Source organism: Paenibacillus solanacearum (assembly GCF_910593845.1).
In the GTDB taxonomy this organism is placed as follows: Bacteria; Bacillota; Bacilli; order Paenibacillales; family NBRC-103111; genus Paenibacillus_G; species Paenibacillus_G solanacearum.
The window spans coordinates 34,517-53,288 of the sequence record NZ_CAJVAS010000029.1 but is presented as its reverse complement, the minus strand read 5'-3'; the positions used below and the strand labels follow the sequence as shown (position 1 = coordinate 53,288).

Annotated in this window: 12 protein-coding genes; 2 read left to right on the top strand and 10 right to left on the bottom strand. The window is 56.0% G+C overall.

The window, feature by feature from the left end:
• Positions 1–46 precede the first annotated feature (46 nt).
• The 3 genes from KXG62_RS23875 to KXG62_RS23865 all read right to left on the bottom strand — a co-directional run bounded on the left by KXG62_RS23875 (position 47) and on the right by KXG62_RS23865 (position 5,732).
• Positions 47–2,353, bottom strand: a complete 2,307-nt coding sequence (locus KXG62_RS23875) for a glycoside hydrolase family 95 protein (protein ID WP_218094527.1) — start codon at positions 2,351–2,353, stop codon at positions 47–49.
• A gap of 156 nt (positions 2,354–2,509) precedes the next feature.
• Entirely contained in the window at positions 2,510–3,265 is a 756-nt protein-coding gene (locus KXG62_RS23870) for a PEP-utilizing enzyme (protein WP_218094526.1), read from the bottom strand.
• A gap of 166 nt (positions 3,266–3,431) precedes the next feature.
• Positions 3,432–5,732, bottom strand: a complete 2,301-nt coding sequence (locus tag KXG62_RS23865; RefSeq protein ID WP_246627610.1) for a helix-turn-helix transcriptional regulator — start codon at positions 5,730–5,732, stop codon at positions 3,432–3,434.
• A gap of 109 nt (positions 5,733–5,841) precedes the next feature.
• Here KXG62_RS23865 and KXG62_RS23860 point away from each other — a divergent pair, with 109 nt between their 5' ends.
• Together KXG62_RS23860 and KXG62_RS23855 are read left to right on the top strand one after the other, a co-directional pair.
• On the top strand, positions 5,842–7,479 hold the full coding sequence (locus KXG62_RS23860; RefSeq protein WP_218094525.1) for a type 2 periplasmic-binding domain-containing protein: 1,638 nt from the start codon (positions 5,842–5,844) through the stop codon (positions 7,477–7,479).
• Positions 7,480–7,564: 85 nt separating this feature from the next.
• The gene (locus KXG62_RS23855; RefSeq protein ID WP_218094524.1) at positions 7,565–7,771 is read left to right on the top strand and encodes a hypothetical protein; all 207 of its coding nucleotides are present in this window, start codon (positions 7,565–7,567) and stop codon (positions 7,769–7,771) included.
• A gap of 123 nt (positions 7,772–7,894) precedes the next feature.
• Here KXG62_RS23855 and KXG62_RS23850 read toward each other — a convergent pair whose 3' ends face one another.
• The 7 genes from KXG62_RS23850 to KXG62_RS23820 all read right to left on the bottom strand — a co-directional run bounded on the left by KXG62_RS23850 (position 7,895) and on the right by KXG62_RS23820 (position 18,737).
• Positions 7,895–9,232: an ABC transporter substrate-binding protein gene (locus KXG62_RS23850; RefSeq protein ID WP_218094523.1), complete on the bottom strand. Its 1,338-nt coding sequence runs from the start codon at positions 9,230–9,232 to the stop codon at positions 7,895–7,897.
• A 393-nt stretch (positions 9,233–9,625) separates the two neighbouring features.
• Entirely contained in the window at positions 9,626–12,142 is a 2,517-nt protein-coding gene (locus tag KXG62_RS23845) for a beta-mannosidase (protein ID WP_218094522.1), read from the bottom strand.
• A gap of 43 nt (positions 12,143–12,185) precedes the next feature.
• Entirely contained in the window at positions 12,186–13,766 is a 1,581-nt protein-coding gene (locus KXG62_RS23840) for a helix-turn-helix domain-containing protein (protein ID WP_218094521.1), read from the bottom strand.
• Positions 13,744–15,519: a sensor histidine kinase gene (locus tag KXG62_RS23835; RefSeq protein ID WP_218094520.1), complete on the bottom strand. Its 1,776-nt coding sequence runs from the start codon at positions 15,517–15,519 to the stop codon at positions 13,744–13,746. The genes KXG62_RS23840 and KXG62_RS23835 overlap by 23 nt, the downstream gene beginning before the upstream one ends.
• Before the next feature lie 54 nt (positions 15,520–15,573).
• Complete coding sequence (locus KXG62_RS23830; RefSeq protein WP_218094519.1) at positions 15,574–16,446, bottom strand: carbohydrate ABC transporter permease; 873 nt, start codon at positions 16,444–16,446, stop codon at positions 15,574–15,576.
• Complete coding sequence (locus KXG62_RS23825; protein ID WP_218094561.1) at positions 16,443–17,342, bottom strand: carbohydrate ABC transporter permease; 900 nt, start codon at positions 17,340–17,342, stop codon at positions 16,443–16,445. Before KXG62_RS23825 ends, KXG62_RS23830 begins: the two co-directional genes overlap by 4 nt.
• 72 nt (positions 17,343–17,414) lie before the next feature.
• Positions 17,415–18,737 carry an extracellular solute-binding protein gene (locus tag KXG62_RS23820; protein WP_218094518.1) on the bottom strand — a complete coding sequence of 441 codons (1,323 nt, stop codon included), beginning with the start codon at positions 18,735–18,737 and terminating at the stop codon, positions 17,415–17,417.
• Between the last annotated feature and the right edge of the window lie 35 nt (positions 18,738–18,772).

Here is an 18,772-nt window from a genome sequence, read left to right as displayed (position 1 = left end):
AGGAACGGCTGCAATCGACTGAGGGTGTTTTTGGCTTTCGCCCGATTTACGAGCCGACCCGAATGTCGTACGTCTCACCGGCGGCTGCGGCAAATTCAACGATCGCGCCCGGCGTCTTGCTGCCGGCGATAACGGTCCCGTTATACACGATACGGACCGGTACCGGAGCAAGCAGACGGCAGCGTTCCCCGGCCCGCGAGCGGATTTGTCCCGCCGCCAGCGTACCGTCCTTCCACTCCAGCGACACTTCGAACCCGCCCCGGGCGCGAAGGCCTGCCACCGCGCCATCCGTCCATGAAGAAGGAAGCGCCGGCAGCAGCCGGATCGCTTCTTCATGCGATTGCAGCAGCAGCTCGGCGATGCCCGCCGTCGCTCCCAGGTTGCCGTCGATCTGGAAAATTTGCGGAGGATGCAGGTCGAGCATGTTGTCGGCCGTGCTGGTGCGCAGCAGCTTCGCGATCATCTCGCATGCGCGATCGCCCTCCCCAAACCGCGCCCACAGGCTGACAATCCACGCCAGGCTCCAGCCGGTCCCTCCGCCGCCGTATTGAAGACGGCGTTCGAGCGCCGCTCTGGCCGCGCGTGACACGCTTTCGCCGCGAAGCAGCTGATCGTCCGGGAATATGCCGAAGAGATGGGACAAATGACGGTGGCCCGGATCGACCTCCTCGTAATCTTCGTCCCACTCCTGCAGCTGGCCGTGCTTGCCGATCTTCGGCTCCGGCAGCTTCGCGCACGCTGCGCGCCACTCGCTTCGCAGCGTCTCGTCAGTCTCCAGCAGCTCAGCCGCCTGAATGCAGCGCTCGAACAGCCCTCTGGCGATCTGGATATCCATCGCCGGGTCCATGCAGAGGCGGCCGGTCTGGCCGTCCGGGAGGCGATATATGTTCTCCGGGGATACCGTCGGCCCGATATGCCGATTGCCTTGTTCATCCTCGAACATGAAATCGAGAATGAACAGCGCCGCTTCCTTCATTAGCGGATACCCCCGCTCAGCGAGAAACCGCCGGTCCAGCGTGTACGTATAATGATCCCACAAATGGAAGCACAGCCATGCCGCTCCCATCTGCCACAAGCCGGCCCGGGCGAAGTCGGTCGGCGCCGTATCGCCCCACAGATCGGTATTGTGGTGGCACATAAAGCCGCGAGCGCCGTAATGGACGCGCGCCGTCTCTTGACCGGTTGGCAGCATGCGCTCCAGATGATCGAACAGCGGCAGATGCAGCTCCGATAAGTTGCATACTTCGGCAGGCCAATAATTCATCTGAATGTTGATGTTGATCGTATATTTCGAATCCCAGGAAGGGATGTAGCTGTCGTTCCAGATCCCCTGCAGGTTGGCGGGAATCGTCCCTGGCCGGCTGCTGCTGATCAGCAAATAACGGCCGTAATGGAAGTACAGCGCCATCAGGCCGACATCTTCACAGCCTTCCTTCACGCGGGCAATCCGCGCATCCGTCGGAATAAGCGATAGATCCTCCTGCCCTTCTCCCGCAAGCGCCAGCGACATCCGGTCATACCATGAACGATACTCCGCGATGTGCCTGTCGCGAAGCTCGTCGTACGGCCTGCCGCTTGCTTGTTCCAGTTCCTCCTTGCACCGCTCGCGATACGCCGCATGCCGGAAGTCGGTCGACACTGTCATCACGAGCGTAACGGCATCCGCCTCTTCCACGTAAATATGATCGCCCAGCGTCCGCGAACGGCCGCCGCCCTCGATGACGGCCTTCAGCCGCACATGGAACTTCGTTCCCCAAGCGCCGCACTGGCCGTCCAGACTGACGGTATCCGCGCTTTCCGGCGCCGTTATCGAGTCGAATTTGCGAAACAGATTGACGCCGAAGCGAAGCCGGTTCGGCCGGTCCGCCGTCAGCCTGACGACAAGCGCCTGATCCGGCGCCGACGTGAACATTTCTCTCGTATAGACGGTATCTCCGATCCGATAGACGACCTTGGCGATCCCCGTCGCAAGGTCCAGCTCCCGGTAATAGTCCACCGCCGCCCCGTCTCCATGTCCCGGGAAATAAAAGTTCATTTCGCCCAGCGTCTGATAAGGCGGCTGCCTGCGGGAGACGCCCATCATCGCCATGTCAGCTATATCATGCGCTTCTTCAAGCCGGCCTTCCGCGAGCAGCCGGCGAATGTCTCCGACCGCCTCGAGCGCGTCCGGGTTATTGCGGTTATGCGGTCCGCGCGCCCATACCGTATCTTCGTTGAGCTGAATCACTTCGCGGTTCACTTGTCCGTGAACCATCGCTCCGATCCGGCCGTTTCCGAGCGGAAGCGCCTGCAGCCAGCGTTTGGCCGGCTTGCGGTAAAACAGCTTCGTTTCTTGCGCCAACGGTTTCGTCATGTGCACATCCATTCCTCTCCCAAGCGTGATATTGATCGCTTTCCTCATTGTAAGCGTGTTCCGCGCCGGGAGCCATGCTGTAAACAAACTTCCATTTGTCCAATCCTGACATGTGGGCCAGGCAATCCGCACTTCAGCCTTTGTTTGGGTTGCATGTCACGTTCCCATGATGACGCCCGAGACGGCATCGAGCCGAATCCATTCCCCGTCCGCGATCGATTCCGTCGCGTTCAGGCATCCAACCACGCACGGAATATTGTATTCCCTGGCCAAAATCGCAGCATGGCACAGGACGCCGCCCCGGTCCGTGACGAGTCCGGCCATCAGCCCCGCGATCGACGTGAAATCCGGCGTCGACATCCCGGTCACGACGATCATACCGGCCGACACCTTATGAAAATCGTCTTTGCCGTGAACAATACACGCGGCCCCTTGGGCTGTGCCCCGGCATGCCGGGGTTCCACTTGCCTTGAACCATTCTTCCCGGGGAGGTTGAGAGCCTTCGTCTTGATTCTTGTCGACGAACCTGCGTTCATCGAGCAGCGCCCTCAGCTCCTGGCTCCACGGCTGCCGGCCGCGGGCCCACCGTCCCTTCTTGATGCCAAGCTCCTGCAACAGCGTCCATAGATGAAGCTCGTATACGGCCTGATCAAAGCACATGATCAGATCGGATGAGGTCATTTCCTCCTGCCATTGCAGCGCTGCGATATACTTCCCCTTCGAAGGAGGGATGTGGCCGATAAACGACCGCAAAATCGCTGCCGTTTCGGTTATCGCCTCCCGCATGCAACGTTCCTTGTCCGAACTGCGCTGCATTTGGTACGCATGTATGCTCTGATAAGCGGCATGCAGCAGCGGCTTCAGCGCTGTCATCTCGTCGCGAAACCCGTTCCGAATCTTGTTGAAATCCATCGCCCTCCCCACAAGCAATAATAGACCGCTGCATTCAGCCTATCGCAGAGACTGCGGATGCGATATGTACAAAATCGTTGTAACCCAAAAATTCGGAAGAACATGAAAAAACCGCATGAGCCGAAGAGGTTTCTTCGTATTCATGCGGTTTGGCTTACGGGCCGGTTCACGCTTCCTGACCCGACAGCTCATCCATCATGCCGTGAGCGACCTGATTTTTGCGGAATTCGCCGGGCGACATGCCGGTCAGTTTTTTGAACATGCGATTAAACGACGTGACGTTCCGGTAACCGATCTGCAAGCTGATATCGTGAATGATCATATTCGTTTCCGACAGCAGCTGCTTCGCCTTGCGGATCCGGATCGAGTTAATGTGATCGCTGAAATTCATGCCGGTTTTTTCTTTAATATAGACGGACAAATATGCGGACGACAAATTCAGCTTGTCGGCCAGCATATCGAGCGAGATGTCTTCGGCGTAACGGGTTTCCACGCACTTCATGACGAATTCGATCGTATGGTCCTTTTCCGTCTTTTGATTGCGGATCTTCTCGGCGCATGCTTCGAACAGCCGGTCGTAGAACCGCTCGAACTCCTCCCGCGTGAAGCAGTGCTTCAACAGCTCCAGCTCGCGCTGCTGGAATGGAGCCTCCCCGCCCGAGCCGTACGTCTCGGCGATCTGATAGCTTCGTTCGGCGACGCCTTCCGCGAACCGGCGGTATTGAATGAGGCTTGCTCCCTTCTTGGAGAGCAAATCGAGCATCCGATCGGTCAGCTGGCTGCAAGCCGCAGCGTTGCCCGCCTGCAAAGCCGCATACAGCTCCTGTTCCTGCAGCTGCGTGAAGGCTACATGACCGGCTGCCGGCGCAGGTTCCGTTATGATCTGCGTTTCCTCGCCCGGCTTGATCTGCTGCGCCATTTCGAGCACCTGCCGGTACGCTTCGTTGAACTGCGCCGAATGCCGGTACACCGGGCTGACCGCGATCGCGACGAGCAGCAGCTGCCGGTCGCGGTCCAATATGCGCTTGAGCAGCTCCAGCGCTTCATGCAGGCTGCCGGCGTTATGCTCATCGACCGTCACGAACGATAAGATCTGATCGTTCTCGATCTGAAACGTATGCGACAAAGGGAATCTCTCGGTCATCAGCACCTGGATGTACTCGCGGATATAGTATGCGGCCCGGTCCGGATCCATCGGCTGTTCCGCCGCAGCGAGTTCCCGGAAGTGGAGCTGGTACATGACGATGACGTAAGGCTCTTCCTTCACCATGATGTCTTTCCACTCATTGATGTCCGAATTGATCGATTTGAGCTTGGTGATGTAGCCGTAACTGGTCAGCAGCGATTTTTTATTCAGCAAATCGTTATGAATCGCTTCCTTCTCCTGGATCAGCCCGTAAAGCTCCTTGTGGATCAGATCGAATTCCTGTATCTTGACGGGTACCAGCTCCGGCTTGCGGTGCAAAATCGAAGCGACGACTTGCTTGAACGGCCGGTGAATGCCCCGGCTGAAAAACAACGACGCCGCCACGCCGATCAATATCGAGACGGCCAAGATGATATACATCGAATAATTCAGCTTCGAGACCTGGGAAGCGATTTCCGCATACGGAACCGCTGTCACGTACGTCAGCTTCGCCTCGCTGTCTTTATCGATAAAATAATAGTAATCGCCCGACAGCTTATAATCCTGTCCGGAGTCAAAGACCGGCAGCTCGCCGGCCGTAATTTCGCCGGAGGATCGGTACAGCACCGTGCCGTCCTCGTTCAGGATCATGAACCGCTGGGTGTTCTCCCCGCTGCCCCCGTAGAACGCCTGCATCATACTGGAAGCGTCGAGCATCGCGATCAGCTGGTAGTTGCCGCCCGGCAGGCGGAACGTAATCGGCAGAAGCTGCCGCTCCGTCTCCGAGTCGAGCGTCCGGATCGCGAACGATTCCGCGGCGTGCATCTTGTAGCCGATGCCGCGATCGAACTGGGTTTTCCAGTACGTGTCCGTATAGAGCGCGTTCTTATAGAAGCTGGCAAAAAACATCGAGGTCTCGCTCGTGCCTTCTTTCTCGATGACAAAGGAAGGTTTGTTGAAATAAACGATCAAGTTGTCCAAGTAATAGACCGGATTGTAGGCTTGAGAGCGTACGACTTTGAGGATATCGCCGGCTTGCCAGAAGTTGACGTCCTGGTCCGGCCGCATCACCATTTGCCGGTTGAAGGCGACCAGCTTTTCGTCGTTGTACAGAGTGAACAGCAGCGTCTTGAGCCGGGAGAAATGGGTTTGATACCGCTCGACCGAATTTTTCAGCATGAGCCGGTTATATTGAATGATTTCGGTTTGAATACCGCTCGTAAAAAAACGGAATGAAATCATATGGAACGACACGAACAGCAAAATGATGGACAAGAAGCTGAGGAATATTTTCATGAACAACGACTGTCTTTTCATGAAGCGCACATTCAAGAAATCCACGCTCCTTCTTCCAAAAGTCTGGTGATTCGCCCAGCTATCCCTTATTATATTACATGAAGCAATGCCGCAATGTAACTGTTTTTTAGAGCGGCAAGGGGGTTACACAGCAATGAGGAACAAATGGGGCGCGGTGGCGATCGCCGCCGCTTTGGCGGTCGGACTGCTTGCGGCTTGCAAAAATACGCCATCGCCGGACAGCGCGGCAAAGCAAACGACGGAACCGCCTAACGGCGCAGCAAATATGAATATGAGCGGCATGCCGATTGTCAAGGAGCCGATTACGCTGACGTTCTTTACGGGGAAGTCGGGCAATAACGGCAATAATTTCGCCGATACGCTCGTCTGGCAGCAGTACCGGCAAAAAAGCAACGTTAACGTCAATTTCCAGCTGGTGCCCTTCGAGAACTTGACCGCGCTGCGCAACTTGTCGCTGGCCGGCGGCGATTACCCGGACGCGTTCTATTCGGCCCGCATCGGCACCGCCGATCTGCTCCGGTACGGATCGCTCGGCCTGTTCGTGAAGCTTAACGACTACATCGATAAGTACGCGCCCAATTTCAAAAAACTGCTCGACCAGTACCCGGACATGCGCAAGGGGTTGACGATGCCGGACGGCGGCATTTATTCGTTTCCTTCCTTCTACGACCCAAGCTTCTTATCCATGCTGATCGGCGTGCCGCTGTGGGTCAAGCAGGACTGGCTGGACAAGCTGGGCATGAAGGAGCCGGCCACGACCGAGGAATTTTACCGGTATTTGAAGGCGGTGAAGGAGCAGGACCCGAACGGCAACGGCCTGCCGGACGAAATTCCGTACGCCGGCAACGGCATCAATCCGCTGATCGAGCAAATTCGCGGCGCCTGGGGTTTCGGCAACCGGGGCGTCGGCCATAAATACGTCGATATAGACCCGAATAAGCCGGGGGAACTGCGCTTCTTCCGCATCGATCCGAAGTACAAGGAAGTGATCGATTACATGCGGAGGCTGTATGCGGAGGGGCTGATCGACAAGGAAATTTTTACGATCAAAACCGGCGCATTGTACGCCAAGGGGCAGCAGGGCATCTTCGGGGCGACCATCAATCCGAACCCCGTAACGCAGATGAACCAGGACGGATATATCGGGCTCGGCGCGCTGAAGGGGCCGTATGGCGACCAGCTGTATACCCAGGTGAAGGTACCGCTCATTTGGCCGGGCGCCTTCGTCATTACGAACAAAAACAAGTACCCGGAGGCGACGGTTCGGTGGATCGATTACTTCTACGGCGAAGAAGGCGCGACCTTTTTCTTCATGGGGGTAAAGGGCCAGACGTACAACGAAACCGCCGACGGGAAACTCGAATATATCGATGATATTACGAAAAATCCCGACGGCTTGACGCAGGACCAGGCGCTGTCGAAGTATGTGACCTGGCTTGGGGGGAGCTATCCCGGTTATGTGCGCGAACAATATTTTCGCGGGTCGGAGTCGCTGCCGCAATCGGCGAAAGTGGCAAGCAAAGCGAAGCCGCATCTGGTCAAGGAGCTGTGGTATAACTTCAATTTCACCGAGGAAGAAAACGAGTTCATGTCGTCCGTCGGCTCAATGATCCATTCGTATATTTCCGACATGGAAGTGAAGTTCATTACCGGCGTCGAGCCGATGAGCGAATGGGACAAATATGCCGACACCGTACAAAAGATGGGCCTTCCCGAATACATGCAAGTATACCGAAGCGCCTATGAACGCTATATCGCGAAAAAACAATAAGCCTCATTAAATCGGCCGCTGCGCGCCTTGGATCGGCCGGGCGTGCAGCTTGCGGAATTCCGACGGGGTAGCGCCCGTCCATTTCTTGAAACTCCGAACCGGAAATGATCAAATACAACCCGAAAGCGAACCAGACGAGCAGCAGCAGCGTCACTTCCTCCGACCAGAACAGCACGAAATGAAACAACTTGCGTGTCATGACCTGCAGCGTAACGATCAGGATCATGGACAGCAGCGCGATCTGCGCGAACGCTTCGATCAAGCTGTCGATGCCCAAAGCGATGCGTTTTAAAGTCTTCACATGATGTCACCCTTTCCCCTGTAAACCCTTTCATCGAATAGGATGTTTTGTAATATTTTTAGAAAGGCACAAAAAAGAAGAGCCGCGCCTCAGGCGAGCTCTCCCACAATTGCCTTATTTATTTTCTTGCAGCCACTTGTTCCCTTTTTCCTCCGCCTCACGCAATACGGTATTGACATCCTTTCCGTCATAAGCCATGTTTTTGGCGGCTTCGTTCAGGAACGGATAAATTTTCAGATCGAATTTATTCGATTTCGGCAGCGGGCCTGGTTTAACTTTAAAGATGCCTTGCAGGTTTTTGCCTTCGTACAGCTTCGTATCCATCGCCGTTTCTTTCTTGAGCGCCGGATCGTTCAGAATCGTCAGCCTCGTTCCCCGGTTCATTGCGCGCTGCGCGTCTTCGCTGACCATCGTCTTGATGACCGCGTATGCGGCTTTCTTGTTCTTGCTGGTCGGGGTGACCACGGCGAGATGGAAGTCAACCTCGCGGCCGATGCCCGGCTTCTCTTCGAAGGTCGGCAGTGAAACGACATCCCAGTTGAAGTCTTTGCCCGTTTCCTTAAGCTGCGGCAGACGCGCCGTCGTTGGCGTCAGCCAGTAAGGGAACATCGCGAGCTTCTGATCTTTGAGGAAGAAGTCGATACCGTATGTGTACTTCTTCTTCGGCTCAACGATGCCCGGAATGCTGTACAATTTCTCGTAGAGGCTGTACACCTTCTTGAACGCGTCGGTTTGCAGAACGGCTTTCTCGCCCTTCTCGTCGATGACCGGCAAGCCGTACTGACGCGCCAGTGTCGTCGGTTGACCCAAATCGAGACCGATGTATTGGGTACCGCCGTCCATTCTCGTCACTTTACGTGCAAGCTCGATCGTTTCCGTCCAGGTCATGCCGTCTTTCGGATACGGAACGCCGAACTTGTCAAAGATGTCTTTGTTGTACAGCATCATCCCTTGGCTTAATGCATAAGGAACACCGAGTAACTCGCCCTTGTCGCTGAAGCTTTTCATCACTTTGATCGATTCCGGCTCGAATTTGGCGAAGTCGATCTTCTCCTGTTTAACGAAGTTGTTCAGATCGGAGGCCAGACCGAGCTGAATCAGGTCGTGAAAGTAGTAGTTACTCGTCAGAATGACGTCGGGTACTTCGCCTGCGGCGATCAATTTATCCAAGTTCGTGCCGGTGACAAGCTGCGGCGTAATGTTCGGATACTTGCTCTTGATTGCATTCGTTACGAGCGCGTCGAGCTCGGCGTTGTTCAATACCGACGCGTTATGCGAGTAGAACGTCAGCGTCACCGGTTCGTTATTGTACGCATCCGGGTTGACGACCTCCCCCTTCTCTCCGGCTCCCGTCGCTCCTGTAGCTGCATCTTTTGCACCGCAGCCTGCGAGCGCAAACGCGCCGAGAACGGACATGGTCAGCAGCAGCGGCAATGCTTTTTTTCTCTTCATAATCTTTGAACCCCTCCAACCAAAATTGAATGATTTTCAATGCAACCTTATCTTAGTGCACTGCCCATGGGCTGCCTATTGACATTTTCTTCGTTCCTTTACCGGGACATCGTTCCCCAAAATAATGATAAGGATATAAAAAAAGGATAAGTACGCAAGAAAAGGCGCCGTTATACGGTTTTTCGGGCATACGACCGCACCGCTCCGGCGAATCGGCTCATCCCGTAATCTCGCTCTGAAGCGGCAATAACCCCTATGCTCAGCATAGGGGCGAATGATTTATGCCGTATCAACGCAGTGTAAAATAAGGTTCATCGGACAAAAAAAGGCGCATCCCGCAATGAAGGGGATGCGCCTGTGCCGTACGCGGAGTCGCTTATCGAGGATTACATCTTATCGATCATTTGCATTCAACGCGCTGACGCGCAGTCCTTCGAACGGAACTTGCACGCCATCGGGATGGCTGATCCGCACCGTCACTTGCTCGCCCGGCAGCAGATCGAAGTAATTATCGCTGAAGCGGATGTTGCCCTGAGGCAAATCGATCTTCACCATTCTGGCGATCGTGCGGCCGGCGGTTACCGTGACGGTCTGCTCCGATTCGCTCGCCGCGACGCGAAGATCGGCGGCGGGCATGCGCAAATCCTTCGGATCGCGAAGGTAGTACATGTTCGCGGTCGCCGCGAAGCCTTCGGCCGTCAGTCTCACGACGACCTCCTCAGGCGCATAGCCGCTCAGCGCTTCCGCTTCGGTCAAGCTGCCGAGCCGCGCCGCCTGATTGCCGGGCACGGCGGCGTCGAACGTATGCGCCGATATGAGCGCTCCGCTGAAGTCGTACACGCTGAGCGTCACTTTTCCTTCGCAAGGTTCCAGCCGGTCGCTGACGACCCACACCTGCAGGTCTTGTCCCGGCTCGTGGTCGAGCGACAGCAGCATCGGGTCATAAAACTTCTTCGCGTAATAGAAGGACGCTTTGGGCAGCAGCTCGTAATCGATGAGCGACCAGCTCGTCCCCGGCCAGCTGTCGTTGAGCTGCCAGATGAGCGAACCGCTCGTGCGATGCTTGTTGCGGCGGTAATGCTCGATGCCGTACTTCAGTCCTTCCGCCTGCGTCAGCATCGAGAAATTCATATATTCCTCAATGTTGGCCGGAATGCCTGTGTAGCCTTCCATCAGCAAAATGCCCTTCTGATGGTTCGTATCCTTATTGCGATACGCCATCTCGACGCTGCCCCAGTAAAACTGGCCCTCGGGTATGTTTTTCTCCAGCGTGTAGCGGTTCGCCGAAGCGTGCATCCCAAATTCGCTGCTGAACAGGGTGAAGTCGTTCTTGTAATTTTTGAACGTCACGCCTTGAATGCTGTAATCGAGCAGCGGCGCTTCGCCATGCTTGCGCGGATAGACAGAGCCGTGCCACACCTGCCAGTTGTGGCGGTCGCCTTCATCCGGATCGTTGGCGTCGTTGCCGCCGAACGGCGAGGAAGGCCAGTATGCGCGGCTGTTGTCCAGCTCTTCAAGCACGTCCGGGATCAGCTCGTGATAGATGCGCTCGCCATAGAACGGGCAAGTCAAATCGCCGCCGGACGTCTTCATGTCGTACAGCCAGTCGATCTCGTTATTGCCGCACCAAATGGCCAGCGAGGTCCGGTTGCGCAGCCGCTTCACGGCATATTCGACTTCCTTGCGCACGTTGTCCATGAAATTGCGGTTGAAATCCGGGAACAAGGCGTTGGCAAAGGCGAAATCCTGCCACACGAGCACGCCGCGGCGGTCGCATTCGTCATAGAACACGTCTGTCTCGTAAATGCCGCCGGCCCACACGCGAAGCATGTTCATATTGCTGTCGACCGACAGCGAAACCAGATCGCGGTAGCGTTCATCCGGGATTGCGCCGATGAAATGGTCGGCCGGAATCCAGTTCGCGCCTTTGGCGAACAGCTTGACGCCGTTGAGCAGGAACACGAAGGCGTTCCGGCCTTCTTCATCCTGCAGTTGCAGCTCGATGGTGCGAATGCCGAGCGCGGTCCGGTATTCGTCCACCTTCTCTCCGTTCGACAGCAGCGCGACTTCAAGCTCGTACAAATACGGCGTGCCGAGGTCATGCGTCCACCAGAGCTGCGGCTGTTCGACGGCCAAGTCGACGATCCCTTTCGTTCCGGGTACCGGAACCCTCGAGGAGGCGACCGTGTTCCCTTCGGCGTCCCGCAGCCGAATCTCGCATTCGCGGCTTTGCTCGCGGCGGTAGGCTGTAACATCGAAGTCCACCCGCACAATAGCGTTGTTCTCGCTCGCCTGCACCGTTCGGGCGAACACGCTGTTCAGCTTTGCCCAACGTTTGCGCTCGATGCGCACCTTGCCCCAGATGCCGACGGTCACCATCCGCGGGCCCCAGTCCCAGCCGAAGTTCATCGCCGCTTTGCGGAGCCAAGGCCGCTCCTTCGTATAAGAAGACCATTGAAACTGCTGCTTGTCCCGGTTATGCAAATAAAGCGGGTCGAACTTGACGGCGATCGTGTTCTTCCCGTTGACGAGCACGCGCGTCACGTCGAACGTATGCGCCATCAGCATATTGTCGGTCGTGCCGATCTCGAGTCCGTTCACGAATACCGTCGCGAACGTGTCCAGCCCTTCGAAGGTCAGCTCGTGCTTCTCTTCCACGCCTTCTTCCTTCGCATAGTCGAACTGAGTCCGGTACCACCATTCCTTCTGTTCGATCCAGCGGCTCTTCGCGTCGTTATGGCCGAAGTACGGGTTCTCAATGATGTTTCTTTCGATCAGCGCCGAATGCACGTCCCCCGGCACCCGGGCGGTAATCCAGAACCGGTCGTCGAGTCCCGGCGAAGCCACTTCCAGCGGTCTTGCTTGTCCCACGTCAAAATGTTGAATTCTCCATACGCTCTTCAGTTCCATCCGTACCCTCTCCCTTAATTACGAAATGACCGGCGTCCGCCGACTATTCCCCTGTCGTCGGCGAACCCGCCTTCTCCCGATATTCGCTCGGGGTTTTGCCCGTATATTTCTTGAAAATTTGCCCGAAATATTTGACGTCCTCGTAGCCGACCTCCGCCGCCACTTCGCTCACCTTCGCCGGGGACACCGACAAGATCTCCATCGCGCGGCGCATCCGCTGTCTTGTCACGTAATCGCCGAACGTCATGCCGGTCTCCTTCTTGAACACTTCGCTCAGATGGCTTGGATGCACATGCACGTGCCTGGCTGCCTGCGCCAACCCTACATCGCCGCCCAGATGCTCCTCGATGTAGGCCATCGCCTTCTGCGCATGCGTCGCCTTCCCGTCGGCGTAACGGTGATGGTACAGCTTCATCACGGCGTACAAATGCTGGAACAGCGCGTCTCGCGGCGCCGTGCCCCGCTCCCACTGCAGCGGCGCGGGCTTCTCCTCCAGCGTTCCGCCGCGTCCGGTGGCGGACATGACCCGCTCCAGCCAGCGATGGGCGGATACGGCCACCGATCGAACGGACGCTTCCAATGATTCCAGCGTCATATGCGGATCGTCGAGCTGCACTTGAATATAACGGTTGACCCAATCTTTCAGCGCGATGGCGTCATGATCGAGCAGAATGGAGGACAGCTCCAGCTCCTCCTCATGCGTACACACCGTCTTGCCGCCTTTGCGCTGCAGCACCGCCATGTACTCGACCCGATCTTCGCTGAGCAGCGCCCGGTAACCGAACGCATAATCCGCCGCGGTATACGACTCGTGCAGCTGCTCCGGCTTCTCCACCGGCAGCCCCGCCGCAACAAACAGCCGGCATTTCAGCATCCGCTCGATTTTATCCGTTACCGCGCGAACATGACGCAAATCGCATCCGATCCCGCTTTTGCAGCGAATGGCGACGACGATCCGCTTGTCCTGCACAAGCGTCTCCGAGTGCGGGAGCAGATCGCCGAGCATGTTTTCCACCGCGAAGAGCAGCAGCGACCCCGGGGCTGCCGTATCGTCCCAGCCTTCCGCGGCGACGAGCAATATTTGCAGGCGATCGTCCACCGCACGTTCCCGTTCCGCGAACAAGCGGGATAAAATGCCCTTCGGCAGCTCTTGATCCATCCCGGCCGTATCTCCCGCAATGACCCATCGCTCGAATAGCCGGTTCCGCGCTTCCTTGTTCTTGAATACGTCCCGGCTATGCACGGCCCAGCGCTCCTCAATGCGCCGCTTCGCCCGCATCACCGTCTTGATGATGTCTTCCGGCCGGCTCGTCTTGAGCAAATAATCGCTTACTTCCTGCCGAATCGCCTGCTGCATATATTCAAAGTCGTCGTAACCGGACAAGATGATGATTTCGGCCTCCGGCACGATCTGTTTCGCTTCTTCCGCCAGCTGCAGCCCGGTCTTCCCCGTCATCCGAATGTCGGTCAGCACGATATTCGGCCGCTCCCGCGGCATGCGCTCAAGCGCCTCCTCCGCCGAAGCCGCCGGTTCCAGCAGCTCCAGGCCAAGCGCCTCCCACTGAATGACCTGGGCGAGGCCGGTTCGAATGATCACCTCGTCATCCACGATCATGATTCTCATGCGGCTGCGCCTCCTTGACCGGAATGGAGAACGATACGCATGTGCCCGCATGCAGGCGGCTTTCGATATGCAGCTGCGCATCCGGTCCGTAATGGAGCAGCAGCCGTTCGTTTACGTTTCTCAAGCCATAGCTGCCGCCGGGTGCGACCTGCTCCTCGGAAGACTGCAAATAAGCCCGGATCGACTGCAGCCGTTCCTCCGTCATGCCTACGCCGTCGTCAAACACGAGAAAATGCATCCGTTCGCCGGTCTTCTCCACCACCACGTGAATCGTCCCCCTTCCTTCCTTCTTCTGTATCCCGTGAATCATCGCATTTTCCACCAGCGGCTGGAGCAGCAGCTTCAGCATCAGCTTTTGCTGCAGCTCGGGACTGACGACAAACTCAAGATCGAACTTGTCCGGGAACCGGATCGATTGCACTTGAGCGTAGTTTTTAATATGAGCCAGCTCCTGCTGAACCGGGCAAAAGTCTTTCCCCTTGTTCAAGCTGAACCGCAAAAAATCGCTGAGCGCCTCCACCATATCGGCGATCCGCTTCTCCTCCCGCATCAATGCGATCCAGTGAATCGAGGACAGCGTATTGTACAAAAAATGCGGATTGATCTGCGCTTGCAGCGCGCGCAAATCCGCCTCCTTCTTGCGCGTTTCGTTGCGGATCAACTGCCGCTTGAGCGTCTCGATATGCTGGCCCAGCAAATTGTAGCTCGCCGCCAGCCGGCCGATCTCATCATTCGAACCGACCGGATATACCGGCAGCGGCTCGTTCGGATCGATTCGCGTCAGCAGTTTCGTCAGCAGGCGAAGCGGATTCGTCACCTGCCGCACAATAAACCAAATCAATCCGGCGCTGATGAGAACGGCCAGCGCAACGGCGCCGGCGGTCAGCATAATCAAGTACCGGTTCTGCTCGCTGTACACATGGTAAGGAATCAGCCCCACCAGCGTCCAATCGACGAGCGGCTCGCGGTAATACAGTACCATTTGCTTATCCGAACCTTGTCCGTAAATCCCTGAGCCGTACAGACTTTCTTCGAACGTGCCGGCAGCGCCCGGCAGCACCGCTTCGATCGGTTCCCGAAGCCAATGCTTTTCCGTGGAGGAGATGATGCGCTCCTTGTCGTTCAGCAGCAATAGCTTGCCTAATCCGGCGCCGGGATTCCGTTCGGACAAATACCGCGATAGCGTCAATTCATCCAGGCTGATCGACAGCCAGCCCAAATTCCGGTATGTGCCGACGCCGCGCAGCGGGCGAATGAACGTAATGACATTTTTGGAGCCTGCGTAATTGTGGATCGTGTACACACCGGTCCAATGCTTGGCGCCGACCTCGCGTATATTCACTTGCTGCTCCAGCTCCGATTCGTAGATCGTCATCGTCGACAACGGTTCGAACGTGTTGGCCGGATAAATCGTTATATTCGATATATAAGGCTTGGACGTCACCAGATTGGCCGTAAAGCCCAAAATACGCGAGCGCACGTCCATATCTTCGACGGGAGAGGACAAATACGTTTGAATATCCCGCTGCCCGATCAAAAACACGGACATGTTCTCGACATCCTGCAAAATAAACTCCAGCGTCCCCTGCATCTGCCGCATCGTATCGATCCCCGACTGCCGCGTTTTTTGCTCCGTCGTCTTGAACGAGACGGCATACGCAAAACCGCCCAAAAGCAATAAAGGCACAAGGGTCGACACCAGCATGATGACCGACAGCTTCCGTTGTAATGAAAAAGCGATCCATCGCCACATGGTTGTCCCACCCCTGCGCTCTTCATGCGATCCGCAGCCGGATCGTTTTGTGTGTTATCCTTTGACCGCGCCTGCGGTCATTCCCTTCATCACTTGCTCCTGGAACAAAAGGTAAACGATGATCGTCGGAATGACGGCGATCGTCATCGCGGCCAGCGTCAGCCCGTAATCCGTCTGATAGCCGTCCGCGAACGTCGCAATGGCGAGCGGCAGCGTCTTCAGACTCGACTTGCTTATAAATACAAGCGCGAAGGAGAAGTCGTTCCAGAAATGCAGAAAGCTCAAGATCGTAACCGTTGCCAGCGCAGGCAGCGAGATCGGCAGCATCACCCGCAGAAACACGCCCCACAGTCCGGTTCCGTCGATAAACGCGGCTTCCTCGATCTCCTTCGGAATGGAGGACAAATAAGCCGTAAGTACAAAAATCGCGGTCGGCAGCGCAAACGCCGTATAAGGAAGAATGAGCGCCCAATACGTGTTCAGCAGCGACATTTGCTTCATTAATATAAATAATGGCACAAGCGTGCTGTGGATCGGAATCAGCAGCCCTACGACGAAGAAGCCCATGATCCAGCCTTTCATCTTAAAGCGGAATCTGGCCAGCACGAAGGAAGCCAGCGCGGAGATGAACAGCGTAATCGCAAGGGAGATGACCGATACGACCAAGGAGTTGAAGAAAGCGACGCCCATCTTGGAGCCTTTCCATGCCCTGACGAAATTGTCCACCTGCCATGCTTCCGGCAAGCTGAAGGGGCGGTTAATGAACTCCGCATTCGACTTGAAGGCGCTGATGAACAGCCATAGTAACGGGTATAACGTGATGAGACCGTAAACAGCCATCAGCGTCCAAAAGAGGCCTCGTCTCCATTTTTTCACCGAAAAGCCGAGTTTATGTGAAGCCGTCTGCACCGGAACCGTCGTATTCATGAATGCGCCCTCCCTTCCGCATGCTTTTGTTTTCGGCTCGTCAGCCATTGGCTTGTACCGATAATCAGCAGGCTGATCAGGACAATCGAAGTGGAGATCGCGCTCCCGAATCCGTACCGGTACGAAGAAAACGTCGAGTTATACATATACGTGGCAAGCAGCTCCGTCGAATGCGCCGGACCGCCCTTGGTCATCACATACACAAGGTCAAACGATTTGAGACTGCCGGAAATGCAAAGAATGAGCGCCACCTGCACCGTGCCCCAGATCATCGGCAGCGTGATGGAAAACAGCTTGCGCGCGCCGCCTGCACCGTCAATCAGCGCGGCATCGTGAATGTCTCCCGGTATATTTTGAAAAGCGGAGATAAAAATAATCAAGTACAGGCCGACGAAGCTCCAAATAAGCGGAGGCGTCATTGAGAAAATGGCGATTTTCGCATCAGACAGCCATTGCAGCTTCCAGCTGGCGAGGCCGAGCTTATCGAGCAAAAAGTTAAGGATACCGATTTGCGGATGGTAAATATATTGCCAGATCATCCCGATAATGACCGACGACAAGACCATCGGCATAAATATCGCGGAACGCAGAAAGCGCTGAAGCGCGTTGTTCTTGTGAAGCACGATGGCGAGCACGAGCGCAAGCGGCACTTGTCCAAAGACGGAAGCCAGCACGAAAATAATATTGTTTTTGAGCGCCCGCCAGAAGACCGGGTCGTGCAAAATTTCAACGTAGTTTTTGAGGCCGATAAATTTGGCCGCACCGATGCCTTTCCAATCGAAGAACCCGTAATAGGCGGACCAAATGACAGGCACGAATACGAACAAAGCGTAAACGACGACGGCGGGCAGCAGGCCGAGAACCATAAAGCGCCTTACGCGCAGCGTGTTGTTCATTCTCATACTCACTTCCTTTACCAAATCGTCAGCCCTCCGCGAGGGAGGGCTGCGAGTGAGGCGATGTTCGGATTACTTGCCTAGAGCGCCCGCCTGAGCGTCCTGGATTTTCTTGGCGATCGCTTCCGGATTGCCGCCCATCAGCAGCTCCTGAAGGCCGTTATTGACCACTTCCACCGCAGCGGAAGTTAATTTGGAATCATATACCGGGCTGATTTTCGTATTTTTCATCAATTCGTTCAATTCGACGAAGAGCGGATGCGCTTTGCTCTTGTCCAGATCGATTTTATAGCTGACGAGCGTGCTGCTCTCCAGCGTCGCCTTTTGCCCCTCCGGGCCGGACAAGGCGTACAGCAGCTGCATTGCGGCATCCTTGCGCGCGCCAGTTACTTTCTTGCTCACGCCCATCCCTGTACCGACAACGCCCGAGGTCGTCTGTGCATTGCCTTTGCCGCCGTCAACCGCCGGAAGAATCGAGATGTGCGTTTTGTCGAGCACTTCCTTCGGCGCGTTATTGACCAGGTTGGCCACCGTCCAGCCGCCGCCGATGAACATCGCCGCTTTGCCTTGGAAGTAAAGTTGCATCATCTGGTTTTCGTCGATGCTGTTAAAGCCGTCCTGGAACGCCTTCGATTTGCCCAAATCCTGCATAACGGTGAGCGACTTGACGAATTCCGGATCGGTGAACTTGGCGCCGTTCTGGCTTGCCGCTTTCAGGAACCAATCCGTCCCCGTCACGCGGTCGGCGATCGTGCTGAAAATCGTCGATTGTGCGACCCAGTTCGCTTTGTTGCCGAGCGCGACCGGAATGATGTTATTTTTGTTGAACGTATCGATCGCCGATTTCAAATCGTCCCATGTCTTCGGCACTTTCACGCCGTATTGGTCAAAGATCGCCCGGTTGTAGTAAATAAAAGATGTCGGCGCCAAGTTCATCGGTACTGTGTATGTTTTGCCGTCTACCGTGAAGCCGTCCAGCGCGTTCGGAATGAAGTTGTTTTTCCACTCCGGCTTGCTGTTCAGAAATTCATCGACCGGCTGCAGCAAGCCGCCGCTTACGAATTCCTTGGTCATCGCGTCCGGCCACATGACGAACAAATCCGGCATTTCGTCAGCCGCGGCCACCGTGCGCAGGCGTGTTTTCAATCCGTCCGTAGGAAGGCCTTCCACTTCGAGCTGAACTTCCGGATGCTGTGTCTGGAAATCGTCCAAAATTTTTCGCATCGCAATCGCCTTCGCATCCTGACCTGTCCAGTTATGCCATACGGAAAGCTTTACTTTATCTTTGGAGCCGCCGGCGGCAGCAGATCCTTGATCGTCCTTTTGCGCGCCGCAGCCCGCCAGTACGGAAGCAGCCACAGCCATCGATAATCCAATTGTGTATATTTTTTTCATTCTATTAACCTCCCCTGTTGGTTCTGAGTTCATTC